Here is a 12,400-nt window from a genome sequence, read left to right as displayed (position 1 = left end):
TCTCCGCCCGTCACGCAAAACGCCGCAATTGCCGATCTGTTCCAAGCTGGGAGCGACGTCGCATTATGCGCACGGTCCGAAAGTTGGGCCTCCGTCCGGCAAGGCTGATCCGGCGATCGCGTCCGTTCTCGTGCCTTGGCAAGAACCACCACGCGATCTACTCTAGGATGCGCTGAGCTCAGGGAGGCTTCGATGACGTCAAGCTTCAACGTCCACAATGCGGCAGGCTATGAGCAGCTGATGGGCCGCTGGAGTCAAAGGTTAGCAACCCCGTTCATCGACTTCGCCGGGCTTGCCGATGGCGAGAAGATCCTCGACGTCGGCTGCGGTACCGGCAGCCTGACCTTCGCGCTCGCCAAGGCCGCCGATCTCAGCGAGGTCGCCGCGATCGACTATTCGCCCGTCTTTGTCGAGGAGGCGACCCGGCGCAACACCGATCCGCGCATTAACATCCGCCAGGCGGATGCCTGCGCCTTGCCCTTCGCGGACGGCGCGTTCGACCGCGCCTTGGCGCTGCTGGTGCTGCACTTCGTGCCGGAGGCGGGCAAGGCCGTGGCCGAAATGCGCCGCGTCGTGCGGCCGGGCGGCGTGGTCGCCGCGGCCGTGTGGGATCATCTCGGCGGCATGCCCGGCATGCGCATGATGGTCGACACGGTGGCGGCACTCAGCGAAGGAGGGCGGCAACTGCGCGCCCGCTATTGTTTTCAACCGATGATGCGACCGGGCGAAATGAAGCGGACTTTTGTCGAAGAGGGTCTCGCGGACGTCACGGAGACGCAGTTGATGATCCGCATGGACTACCGGAACTTCGACGACTACTGGGCGCCGATTGCCGCCGGCGAAGGGCCGCTCGGCAAATATGTGGCGACGCTCGATGCCGCCGGGCGCGCCCGCGTCGACGCTGCCATGCGCGACGCGTACGAGGCCGGCCAGCCCGACGGCCCGAGATCCTTTGCGAATGTCGCCTGGGCTTGCCGGGGGATCGTTCCCTGACCCGATGGCGGGCGCCGGAGAAGCCGCTCAATTCTTCATCGCAGCCGGCCGCATGCGTCGAGCGCAAATGCCGCCGAGCCGGTCCACAGGACACCCGTGAGCGACAGGACGCTCAGCAGCCGCGAGACGGCTCTCAAGAAGGTCTGGTTCTCGCCTCTTTCGGATCGATACCGCGTGAGCCTCCCGGGAGCCCATATGGCGACGAGGAGGACCATCGCCGCGACAAGCGTCGCCAGGGCAACAAATGCCGGAATGACCGTTGCCGCCGACGGGAACGCGCCGATGGCGCATGTCACCGACTGAAACGCATAGACGAGCGTCAGATGTCCCGCCCAAAGAATCGGTCCGGTCAGCAGGAACAGAATGGCGCTGGCGACCGGCGGTTCCCTGACAGGCTGTGGGGCGGGTTCCTTCATGATGCACCTATCCGATCAGCCGCGGAAAACCATGGATCAGCCCAAGCCCCAGCAAAGACTGGGCGACGGTGTAGTGATAAAGCAGCATGTAGTTGTCGAAGGTCACGCGGCGTACCGCATCGAGCTTGCCGGCCACATGCCGTGCTATGGTGAACGGCCCCATGACCACCAGAGCGAGGACGAGCTGTCCGAAAAGGACGACGCCGAGGTAGACCATCGCGCCATAGGCATTGTCACCGGGGCGCAGGCCCGTCGTCAGATGCCCCTCGACCTCGAGCGCAAGCGAAGCAACCAGGCAGGCGAGCGACAGAAGGAGCACAGCCGCGACCAAAACGCGCGAGGCGGCGACCTTCTCCAGCTTTTGGCTGACGAGCCATACGATCCCCGATCCCGCGAGCAGCAGAGCGCCCGCAGAAAGCGGCCATCGACTAGATGGCGGCGACGGAGACCCGGCCGGTGCCCAGACCTCCGGCGACACGACCCAGAGGAACAGGTAGGAGAAGATGTAGGCAATATAGAGGGACCCTGCCACGAACATCAGAACGACCATGGCCCACCAGGAATGCGATGTCGGTCCACTCATATAGGTTGGCAGGCGTACGCCTTTGGCGACCTGGATCACGCCCTTTGAGGGCCCGGGGTCCAGGCCCCAGGCCCAGACGAGACAGAACACGACGGCAATCACCCCGCAAATCGTCGCGATCGTGACTAGCTTCACGGTCAGCAGCAGGAAACAGGCGGCCGTGAAGATTGCGGCGAGGAAGGGCGGCCAGCCCGGTCCCGGCATCTGGATGACATATTGCGGGCGGGCATGGATCGGCGAGGTGACGATGGTCTCTCGCCCGCCGGTCGGAGCATTGGGCAGGTAATGATGCCCCTCCTGCACCTCCTGGGGCAGGCTCGGCCTGTCCCAGAGGGGCTCACGACTGGTGACATAGGGAATGCTGCGGGTGGAGTAGACGTCGTTCGGGAGCCATTCCAGCGTCCCCGCCCCCCACGGATTTTCGACGCCGCCTTTCCCGATGCGGAAGTTCGCGGCCAGGTCGATCAGGAAAAGCAGGACTCCCGCCCCCAGCACGAAGCTCCCTGCGGTGGAAACGGCGTTCAACAGATCCCAGCCTAATTCACCCGGATAAGTCCAGACGCGCCGCGGCATGCCCCTGAGCCCCGTCAGGTGCATCGGCAGGAAGGCGAGGTTGAAGCCGATGAACATCAGCCAGAAGACCCACCGGCCGAGCCTCTCGGAGAGGGGCCTCCGGCTGAAGAGCGGCGCCCAGTAGTAGAAGGTGGCGAACAGCGGGAACACGAACCCGCCGATCAGCACATAGTGGAAATGCGCGACGACGAAATAGGTGTCGTGCACCTGATAGTCGAACGGCACCATCGCCACCATGACGCCGGTGAGCCCGCCGAGCGTGAAGATGAACAGAAAGCCGAGAACAAACAGCGACGCCGTCGTCATGCGGAGCCCCTCTCGGCCGGCTGCGATCGTCGCGATCCAGGCGAAGACCTGAATCCCCGAGGGAATGGCGACCGTCATGCTGGCCGCCGAAAAGAAGGCAAGGCTCAGCGCCGGAATGCCGGTCGTGAACATGTGATGCACCCACAGCCCGAAGCTGAAAAATCCGATGCCGATCAGCGCCACGACAATCAGCCGATAGCCGACCAGAGGCGTGCGCGCCATGGTCGGCACGATCATCGAGACGAGCCCCGCGGCCGGAAGGAAGATGATATAGACCTCCGGATGCCCGAAGAACCAGAAGAGGTGCTGCCAGAGCAGCGGATCGCCGCCGAGCGCGGCGGTGAAGAAGGGCCAGCCGAACGCCCGCTCCATCTCGAGCATCATCGTCGCGAGGATCACCGCGGGAAAGGCGAACATGATCATGCTGGCGAAGATCAGCATCGTCCAGGCGAAGATCGGCATCTTGGAAAGCGACATGCCCGGCGGCCGGGTTCTGAGCGCGCCGACGACGATCTCGATCGCACCGGCAATGGCCGATATCTCGATGAAGCCGATACCGAGCAACCAGAAATCGGCGTTGTCGCCCGGGGAATATTCCGTGAGCGTCAGCGGCGGATACATGAACCAGCCGCCTTTCGGCGCAAGATCGTAGAAAATGGTCGAGAAGAAGACCAGGCCACCGACCACATAGGCCCAGATCGCAAAGGCGCTGAGACGCGGAAAGGGCAGGTCGCGAGCGGCGAGCATCTGCGGCAGCAACATGACGCCGAGCGCCTCCATCGCCGGCACCGCGAACAGGAACATCATCGTCGTTCCGTGAACGGTGAACATCTGATTGTAGAGGTCTTGGCCGATGAGGCGATTGTCGCCGACCGCCAATTGCGTGCGCATGATAAGCGCCAGCACGCCCGCCATCAGGAAGAAGAGGAACGCCACGCCGAGATAGAGGAGGCCGATGATCGTGTTGTTCACGGCCGTGACCAACCGCCAGCCGCGCGGCGTCGCCCATATGCGCTCGAGCTCGCGGACCTCTCCCTCAGGCCGGGGATCGGGGTTGGGAAGCTCCATCATCCGCCTCCGCCGCTCGTGTCACGCAGGAAATAGAGGGCCACCAGGCCGGCCAGATAGATGATGAGGACCGCGAAAGAATCGTAGCCCATCCTCAAAACCGTGCGGTCCCGCCGCTCGACCAAGCCGATGAAGAAGATCGCCGTCACGGTGATTGCGATCAGCGCGGCGAAAGCCTCGAAGCGACCTGCGCCGTTCATGACCGCATCGGCGCCGCCGGTGATATCGATAACGAAAAGGAAGGAGAGATCGATGAGGTTCGTGCCGAAAATGTCGGACATCGCCATGGTGTAGAGGCCCGCCCGCGTGGCGGCGAAGACTGTGCTCACTTCGGGAAGCGACGTTGCGATCGCCACGAGCACCGCGCCGACGAAGCTCTGGCCGAGGCCGCTCACTTCGGCGATCGCGTCGCCCGTGCGCGACAGCAGGTAGCCTGCGACCACGATGACGCCGCCGCAGACGACCGCGGCCGAAGCCGCCGTGCTCAGGGATTGCGTCTTGCTCTCCTTGGCCTCCTGCCGCGCTCGCTCCTCCTCGTTTTCCCGCGTCACCTCCTCGTCATTGGCGATCCAGGGCCTGCCGTGCTGCGCCCGCGACAGGACCCATAGCGCGAGGCCGGTCACCGTGGCGAGCAGCCACATCCAAAGGCCGGTGGACAGAACCGCAACATCGCCGACCACGATCGAGGCGGTGACGATCGACAGGAGCAGGATCTTGAAACCGCCCTGCAGCATCACGACCGGATCGGGAATGACGGACGTCAGAGCCTTCCGGCCGATCAGGGCGTCGGCGAGTGCAAGGATCGCCACCTGCATGGCGATGCCGCCGAGGATGCTGTTGACGGCGAGGCTGGCGTCGCCGCTGAGCGAGGAAGTCACCGCCACCGCCAGTTCCGGCAAAGACGTGATGCCGCCCAGAAGCGCGACGCCGATGAATGCCTGCCCGACGCCTGTCTTCTCGCTGATGACATTGGCATGACCCGTGATACGGACGCCCGCCATCCAGACCGAGACAGCCGCTCCGGCGAAAATCGGCAGGTTCAGCCACAGGCCAAGGCCGGTGAAATCAAGCATCGGCTGTCACCTCAGTTGGTCCAGATAGGAAGAGAGCTGCGCCAGCTCGGCTTCCGTGAAGATGTCGTATGGCGGCATGAGGTTTTCCGGCTTCACGTGCTCACCGTCGCGGATCCAGCGGGCAAAGGCCGAGACGTCGTTCTCCAGTGTTGCGGCGGCCAGTGAATGCCGGCTGCCGACATGCGTCAGGTCCGGGCCTATCGTGCCCCGCGCCTCGGTTCCGCGCACGCTGTGGCATGCGATGCAGCCCGACGACAGGAACAACGTCTGCCCCGCGGTCTCGTCCGCGCCGGTCGGAATCTGTGCGTCGCCTGCCTCCTGCTCGAGCCAGGCGGCGAATTGGTCTTCGGGCATTGCGATCACATAGAAGGACATGAAGGCATGCGCCCCGCCGCAATACTCGGCGCATTGGCCACGGCTGATTCCCGCCTTCGTCGCTTGAAGCGTCAGGCTGTTGGTTCGGCCCGGGATCATGTCGAGCTTGCCGGCGAGGCGCGGGACCCAGAAGCTGTGGATCACATCGGCCGAGGTCAGTTCGACTCCTACCGGCCGCCCAACGGGCAGGCGGATCTCGTTGGCGCTTTCTACCCGTCGACCGCTCTCGTCGACATAGGTCACGCGCCACCACCAGCGTTCGCCCACGACCTCGACCCGCAATCGCCCGTCCGCCCGTCCCGCCGGCGAGCCGGGTCCCATCAGGTAGAAGCCGTAGCTGAGGAGAATGCTGAGGACCAGGATCGGAAGAACCAGACCGCCTCCGATCACCAGCCTTTCGCCGGAAATGCGGGCGCGCCAGCGCTCGCTGCCGAAAAGCGCACCGGCCGTGATGAGGCAGACCGCAACGAGAACCGCGACCGACGACAGGATCAACAGCCAGCTTAAGACGTTGATGCGCTCGGCCTCCGCGCCGGATGGATCGAAGGCCGACTGGACGCCGGCGCAATCTTGGAGCGTGAGAAGGGCGAGCGGGGCGAACGGCCTGGCGCACCTCATCGGCTCACCTCCGCCATCGGTTCCGGAGGCGCAGCACCCGGAGGCAGGGACGCCAGATAGGCGGCGACGTCCTCGATCTGCTCGGCGCTCAGAGCCCCGGCGACTACCGCCATGATTCTTCCGTAAGCCGTGCCGACGCGACCTCCTCGCTGCCAGAGCCGCAATTGCTCGGCGATATAGGCGGCATGCTGGCCAGCGAGCGTCGGAAAATAGGATGACTGCCGCCCGGAATGACAAGTCAGGCAGGCCGGCACCCCATGTCGCGGAATACCGCGTATGGCGATGGCTTCTCCGCGCCGAAGCCGCTCCGGGTCGGGCGCGACGGTCGTTTTGGGCGCAACCGGCCGAAGCGCCGAATAGTACGCCGCGAGCTCCCGCATCCGGCCGTCATCCAAGAGGTCGGCGACCGGCTCCATGGCGCCGCTCGCGCGGGTTCGCTCGGCATATTCCCGCAGACTGCGAAGCAGATAGGCTTCAGGTAGTCCCGCAAGTCGGGGGATGCGATTGCCATTGGTGCCTGTGCCCTCGCTTTCATGACAGCGGCCACAACGGGTGAAGGTGCGGCCGTTCGCCAGCCCTTCGTGCTTGTCGCCGCCGCCCCGGGCGAGGCCCGCAAAGTCCGGGTAACCGCTTACCGCGCCCGGAAGGGTGGCGAGGAATGCCGTGACCGCCCAAACCTCGTCGTCGCGCCCGGTATTCGGCCATGCCGGCATCCCGGTATATTTGAGGCCATGCATGACGATCCAGAAGATTTCCTCCGGAGGGCGCCGCTTGCCGACCTCGGTCAAATTCGGCGGCGGGGGCAGCATGCCGCTCACGATCGGGTTCATTTCCTCGCCCGGCCGGCCGTGACAGGGCACGCAGCCGCCTTCGTAATGGGCGGCGCCGAGGCGGATCATCCCATCATCGTCGATCGGCGGAACCTCGATCGGAAAGCTCCGCATGTCGATCGAACGCTCGCGGACCATGGCGAGGAGCCAGGTCGTGATCCGAAAATGGCCGCTGGAGGCAGCGACATTGTAGATGCCGGACGACACGAAAATGGTGCCGGCGAGTACGAGCCCCGCGGCACCCATGCCGAGCACCGCCGCAACCGTCGTCCAGTGCAGCTTCTTCAACTCCACGCTTCTTCACCCGGGTTGACGTCCGGCTGGGGCTTGCCGGTTTCCATCGCAAAGAGCCATCGCGCGCCGATGGCGATAGCGGCCAGGACGTAAGTTGCCGGGCAGGCGGCCAGCATGATGAGCCCCGCGAGCTGCTGGTCAGCCAAGATTGCGTTCAAAACCGGAGCGCCGTCGCTCGGATGGGCGTGGGCGATGTTCGGATAAAGCGCTCTCGGCGCGAAGACGAAAAGCACGGCCAGCAAGCAATAAAGCTTGCTGGTGATGAGGAGAGCAACGATCGGCTGCCAGCAGCGCTCCCGACGGAAGCGGAAGACCGTCCACCAGAACAGGACAGCAGTGAGAAACAGGCTGCCATACATCAGCAAATGGACCGAAGGGAATTCGAGCGCCCGGTTAAGGAGGGGCGGTGCATGCCAGGTCCAGAGGGCGAGGAGCTGCGCAAGGGTCGCAAGCCACAGCATGGATGCAGCGACCTCCTGCCCCTCCTGCCGAATTCGCGATGTTCCGAGTGCCGTCAGCGGCGCGACGAGGTTCATCAGCAGGATGTGCACGCCCATGTGCATCGCCAACGGCCCCATCGTTCCTCCCTACCCTCTGAGCGGCGGAGCTGCTCCGTTATGATCCCATGGTCGCGGCCGCGAGCGGTTCCGGCCGGCGCAACGATCTATACGGTGCTCGGCATCAACCTGCTGCGTCGAACCTGAAACTGATTGGACGCCCCATGGTTCCAGTCCGCCACCTCCTCTGGGTTGCGGGGCCCCTCGTCTCGCCGGAGAATTCGGTGAAGGAACAAATGCGCGAGCCCGAGGTTTCAAGCCGCGACCGAATAGGAGGCACCGATGAGCCTGAACTCTCCGTCGACTGCCGCGACCGTCACCAGCCCGATCCATTCGTTGTTCGCGCCGTTCCCAGTCGTCTGCTTCACGCTCGCCCTTCTGACCGACATCGCCTTTTGGCAGACCGGATATGGCATGTGGCAGAACTTCTCTGCCTGGCTGCTCTTCGCCGGAATGGTTTTCGGCGTCGTAGCGGCCCTGGCCGGCGTGGCGGAATTCCTGTTTCGATCGAAGCGTCGCGCGCCGGCGGCGATTTGGCTCCACACGGTCGGCTATGTGGTCGTCCTTGGCCTCGCCTTCGTCAACAATCTCGTCCATGCCGCCGACGGCTGGAGGGCAGTCGTCCCCTACGGGCTGATCCTCTCCGCGGCGACGGTGCTTCTCATCATCCTCATCGCTTTGCTTGACCGCGCGATGCTCCATCGAACGCATGTCGGAGGGGGATACTTATGAGCAGCTCCGCCTTGTTTCGTGCAGCCGCCCTCGCCGGAAGCTGCCTCCTTCTCCTGGCGCTTGCCGCCTGCAGCGACGACGGCACCGATTTCGACATCTCCCAGCAGATCGGCCCCGATCCGGTCTTGCCGGAGCCCATCTCGGAGCTTTTGCCCGACATGAAAGTCGCCGAGGTCGTCGGCTGGAGGGACGGCGAGACGCCAACCGTGCCCGAAGACCTCACCGTTACCGCCTATGCGACGGACCTCGCCAATCCACGCACGGTCCATACGCTGCCGAACGGCGACGTGCTCGTCGTCCAGTCGCGCGAGCCTCCGGGCAAGCCGATCTCGCGGCCCAAGGACTTGATCCGCGGCTGGATCATGTCGATGGCCCGTAGCGGCGGCGACGAACCGGAGAAGGAGAGCAATCTCATTACGCTGTTGCGCGACACCAATCGTGACGGGCAGGTCGACGAACGCCGTGATCTTCTGACCGGTCTCAACTCGCCCTTCGGAGTCGCGTGGTACGGCGGAACGCTCTACGTGGCGGCCGCCGACGCGATCCTTGCCTATCCTTATCCGCTCGGGCAAACGGAGATCACGGCGCAACCGACCGTGCTGACGCCGCTTCCCGGCGGTCCGATCAACCATCATTGGACCAAGGACCTCGCGCTCAGCCCCGACGGGCGATATCTCTACGCCTCGGTCGGCTCCAACTCCAATGTCGCAGAACATGGACTCGAAGCCGAAAAGGGCCGCGCGGCCATATGGCAGGTGGACCGGGAAACGGGCGCTGCCCGCGTCTTTGCATCGGGCCTGCGCAATCCGAACGGTCTGATCTTCCATCCCGAGAGCGGCGCCCTCTGGACCGTCGTCAACGAGCGGGACGAACTTGGGCCAAACCTCGTGCCGGACTACATGACCTCGGTGCAGGAAGGCGGTTTCTACGGCTGGCCGTGGAGCTACTTTGGCGATCATGTGGACGAACGGGTCCACCCGCCCCGCCCGGACATGGTGGAGAAGGCGATCGCCCCCGACTACGCGCTTTCGAGCCATGTCGCCGCACTCGGCCTCGTCTTCTCGAACGGCTCCGCCCTGCCGGCGCCCTATGCCAACGGCGCCTTTATCGGCGAGCACGGCAGTTGGAACCGCGATGAATTCAATGGCTACAAGGTTGTCTATGTGCCGTTCGAGAACGGCAGGCCAGCCGGAAAGGCTCAAGACGTGGTGACCGGCTTCATCGAGGGTGACCAGGCGCGTGGCCGACCGGTCGGCGTTGCGATCGACGGCACCGGCGCACTCCTCATTGCCGACGACGCCGGCAACACCGTATGGCGCGTCGCGGCCGCCGATGGTTCGGTGACGCCAGGCCCGATCGGCACGGACGGACAGAGAAGTCCGGCGATCACCAGCGATGCCGGCCAAGCGCCACGTCCGGCCGGAGCCGTGGCCGGTGAGCCGGCCCCCTCCCCCGCCGGCGGCTCGCAGCCTCCGAGGCCATCGCAGATGGAGATCGCACCGGTAGTCGGACCCGGTGACGCGCCGCAGTGAGGGGAGCGCGCGAGCGGCCCGGCCGGAGTCGTCGAGCCTCCGTACGAACTGGAACATTCCTCCGATCCGAAACGTTGAACCATGCTTCATGGAGGTACGCCTTGGATCAACCGCCGGTTCGCGACGATGGACTGCAACTTGAGGAGCATCGAGAGTTCCAGGAGTCGTTCTGGAGGGTGGAACGGATCGCCTGGATCGGCTTCGGCTGTATTCTCCTTCTGGCAGTTCTCGGCCTGACCGGCTCCAGTGGTTACTTCGCCCGACAGGCGCTCGCCTTTGAAGGCGGCCTCGTCGAGATTCCTCGATTCAGCCGCTGGCAAGCATCGGACACGCTGCACGTGTCGCTGGCGGCAGGCGATGGAGACAAACGTCTTGCTTTGACCTCCGCGTTCTTCCAGACCTTCCAAGTGGAAGACATCGAGCCGCCGCCACTCTTTACCGAAGGAGAGGGCGACGGGACCGTTTACCACTTCAAGTCCCCTACGCCGCAACCCCTCGCTCTGACCGTTCACGTGCGCTCCCAACGGCCCGGCAGCGTTGTCTACAAGGTCAGCGTCAACGGGGAGCCAATGCGATCAGTGCGAACGATCGTCTGGCCCTAGCCGAGTTGAGGAAAGGACATGCGCGCTGCCTTCCGGCCCGAAATCATCATGACTGAGGGAGGAATTCGATGGAATCCGTAGCTCGCGGCATCGCCGTCTACTTCGTCCTGCTGATCGTTCTGCGCCTCTCCGGAAGGCGGACGGTCGGGCAGATGACGCCTTTCGATTTCGTGCTGTTGCTGATCATCGCCGAAACGACCCAGCAAGCGCTGCTCGGCGACGATTTTTCGATCGTCAACGCCACACTGCTCATCCTCACCTTGTTCAGCGTCGATATCGTGCTTTCCTACTTCAAACAACGGTCGCCCAAGGTCGCACTGCTCCTCGACGGCACACCGACCGTTCTCATTGCGGACGGCGAAATCGATGATCAGGCGCTAAGAAGAGCGAGGGTGAGCATAGACGACATATTGGTCGCCGCGAGAGAGCAACAGGGTCTCGCCCGCCTTGAAGAGATCAAGTTTGCGGTTCTCGAGGCTGATGGCGGAATAAGCATCATACCACGACGAGACACAGCCTGAGGAAACGACAGCGCCTCGTGGAGGCTTGCTTCGGGTGACAATGCAACGAGAACAGCGCGTCCGCTTCATCAGTAGTCGACGGCGTCCCGCACGATGGGGCAGGTCATGCAATGGCCACCGCCGCGGCCACGCCCCAGTTCCGCACCGGATATGGTGATCACTTCGATGCCCTGCTTTCGCAACAGCGTGTTTGCATAGGTGTTGCGATCATAGGCGAAGACGACGCCGGGCGAAGCGCAGACGAGATTCGCACCGCTGTCCCATTGCGTTCTCTCGCGCATGTAGTCGGTACCTCCCGTCTCGACCACGCGCATCTCTTTGAGGCCGAGCGCATCTCGAACGGTTTCAACGAAGCTGCCTTCGTCCTTGTGTAGGTCCACCGTTCCCGGCTTTGATCCGGGGCGGTAGGAGAAGGCTGAAATGGCGTTGACGATATCGGGATAGATCAACACGCAGTCCCGGTCGGCAAAGGTGAAGATCGTATCGAGATGCATGGCGGCGCGCAGCTTCGGCATGGCCGCGACGATGACCCGTTCGGCGGCACCCTGCGCGAAGAGCCGGGCGGCGAGCTGGCTGATCGCCTGCCGGGACGTTCGCTCGCTCATGCCGATCAGAACGACGCCCTTGCCGATCGGCATGACGTCTCCGCCCTCCAGCGTGGCAAGGCCCCAGTCCTGGGTGGGGTCCCCCCACCAGACCTTGACCTTTCCCGCGAAGTCCGGGTGAAAGCGATAGATCGCGCTGGCGAGCAATGTCTCTTCGTGTCGCGCCGGCCAGTAGAGCGGGTTCAGCGTGACGCCACCGTAAATCCAGCAGGTGGTGTCGCGCGTATAGAGCGTGTTTGGCAGGGGCGGTAGCAGATATTCCGCGACTCCAGCCGCCTCCCTTATCAGCCTGAGCGTCTCTCCGCCGATGGCGTCGGGGAACTCGAGCGTGGAAAGGCCGCCAATGAGCGTCTCGGCAAGCTCCCGGTCGGGCAGCCCTTCGAGATAGCTTCGGATCTCCGCGACGAGTTCGAGACCGACCTGGTTGGGAACGACCTGCTGATCGAGAATCCATGCCCTCGCTTCCGGAATGGCCACGGTCTGGGCAAGCAGGTTGTGCATCTCGAGGACCTCGATGCCGCGATCACGCATCTTGTTCATGAAATCGAAGTGATCGCGCTTCGCGTTGTCCACCCACAGGACATCGTCGAAGAGAAGAGCGTCGCAATTGCTTGGTGTCAGACGCTGATGGGCGCGGCCGGGCGCGCACACCATCACCTTTCGCAACTGACCGACTTCAGAATGAACACCGAGTTCTTGTGAGGACGACATGGTGTACCCCC

General features: G+C 64.0%; 12 protein-coding genes. 5 read left to right on the top strand and 7 right to left on the bottom strand.

Annotation, left to right across the window (positions count from 1 at the left end; translation table 11 throughout):
- The first annotated feature begins 192 nt into the window (after positions 1–192).
- Positions 193–993 carry a class I SAM-dependent methyltransferase gene (locus tag AYK65_RS23690; protein WP_081161253.1) on the top strand — a complete coding sequence of 267 codons (801 nt, stop codon included), beginning with the start codon at positions 193–195 and terminating at the stop codon, positions 991–993.
- Positions 994–1,028: 35 nt separating this feature from the next.
- Here the strand turns inward: AYK65_RS23690 and AYK65_RS23685 are convergent, their stop codons facing one another.
- Genes AYK65_RS23685 through AYK65_RS23660 form a run of 6 tightly spaced genes read right to left on the bottom strand, consistent with a single transcriptional unit; the run spans position 1,029 to position 7,707 of the window.
- Positions 1,029–1,409, bottom strand: coding sequence for a hypothetical protein (locus AYK65_RS23685; RefSeq protein WP_081161251.1), 381 nt, complete (start codon positions 1,407–1,409; stop codon positions 1,029–1,031).
- 7 nt (positions 1,410–1,416) lie between these two features.
- Positions 1,417–3,939 carry a cytochrome c oxidase subunit I gene (gene ctaD, locus AYK65_RS23680; RefSeq protein WP_081161249.1) on the bottom strand — a complete coding sequence of 841 codons (2,523 nt, stop codon included), beginning with the start codon at positions 3,937–3,939 and terminating at the stop codon, positions 1,417–1,419.
- Positions 3,939–5,012 carry a sodium:calcium antiporter gene (locus AYK65_RS23675; RefSeq protein ID WP_081161246.1) on the bottom strand — a complete coding sequence of 358 codons (1,074 nt, stop codon included), beginning with the start codon at positions 5,010–5,012 and terminating at the stop codon, positions 3,939–3,941. The genes ctaD and AYK65_RS23675 overlap by 1 nt, the downstream gene beginning before the upstream one ends.
- A 6-nt stretch (positions 5,013–5,018) precedes the next feature.
- Positions 5,019–6,005: a cytochrome c oxidase subunit II gene (locus AYK65_RS23670; RefSeq protein ID WP_081161244.1), complete on the bottom strand. Its 987-nt coding sequence runs from the start codon at positions 6,003–6,005 to the stop codon at positions 5,019–5,021.
- Positions 6,002–7,129 carry a c-type cytochrome gene (locus tag AYK65_RS23665; protein WP_081161241.1) on the bottom strand — a complete coding sequence of 376 codons (1,128 nt, stop codon included), beginning with the start codon at positions 7,127–7,129 and terminating at the stop codon, positions 6,002–6,004. The genes AYK65_RS23670 and AYK65_RS23665 overlap by 4 nt, the downstream gene beginning before the upstream one ends.
- The gene (locus AYK65_RS23660; protein WP_081161239.1) at positions 7,120–7,707 is read right to left on the bottom strand and encodes a cytochrome c oxidase assembly protein; all 588 of its coding nucleotides are present in this window, start codon (positions 7,705–7,707) and stop codon (positions 7,120–7,122) included. The genes AYK65_RS23665 and AYK65_RS23660 overlap by 10 nt, the downstream gene beginning before the upstream one ends.
- Positions 7,708–7,968: 261 nt before the next feature.
- Here AYK65_RS23660 and AYK65_RS23655 point away from each other — a divergent pair, with 261 nt between their 5' ends.
- The 4 genes from AYK65_RS23655 (at position 7,969) to AYK65_RS23640 (ending at position 11,073) form a co-directional block, all read left to right on the top strand.
- The gene (locus AYK65_RS23655; protein WP_046117385.1) at positions 7,969–8,418 is read left to right on the top strand and encodes a DUF2231 domain-containing protein; all 450 of its coding nucleotides are present in this window, start codon (positions 7,969–7,971) and stop codon (positions 8,416–8,418) included.
- A complete protein-coding gene (locus tag AYK65_RS23650) occupies positions 8,415–9,950 on the top strand; it encodes a PQQ-dependent sugar dehydrogenase (RefSeq protein ID WP_081161236.1) in 1,536 nt (511 codons plus the stop codon). The genes AYK65_RS23655 and AYK65_RS23650 overlap by 4 nt, the downstream gene beginning before the upstream one ends.
- A 101-nt stretch (positions 9,951–10,051) precedes the next feature.
- Positions 10,052–10,552, top strand: a complete 501-nt coding sequence (locus AYK65_RS23645) for a hypothetical protein (RefSeq protein ID WP_026615672.1) — start codon at positions 10,052–10,054, stop codon at positions 10,550–10,552.
- Between the two features lie 68 nt (positions 10,553–10,620).
- Positions 10,621–11,073 carry a DUF421 domain-containing protein gene (locus AYK65_RS23640; RefSeq protein ID WP_081161234.1) on the top strand — a complete coding sequence of 151 codons (453 nt, stop codon included), beginning with the start codon at positions 10,621–10,623 and terminating at the stop codon, positions 11,071–11,073.
- A 68-nt stretch (positions 11,074–11,141) separates the two neighbouring features.
- Here AYK65_RS23640 and AYK65_RS23635 read toward each other — a convergent pair whose 3' ends face one another.
- The gene (locus AYK65_RS23635) at positions 11,142–12,389 is read right to left on the bottom strand and encodes an arginine deiminase (RefSeq protein WP_081161231.1); all 1,248 of its coding nucleotides are present in this window, start codon (positions 12,387–12,389) and stop codon (positions 11,142–11,144) included.
- Between the last annotated feature and the right edge of the window lie 11 nt (positions 12,390–12,400).

This window comes from Ensifer aridi, assembly GCF_002078505.1.
GTDB lineage: Bacteria > Pseudomonadota > Alphaproteobacteria > Rhizobiales > Rhizobiaceae > Sinorhizobium > Sinorhizobium aridi.
The sequence above is the reverse complement of the archived record's forward strand: the minus strand, read 5'-3'. Positions and strand labels throughout refer to the sequence as shown.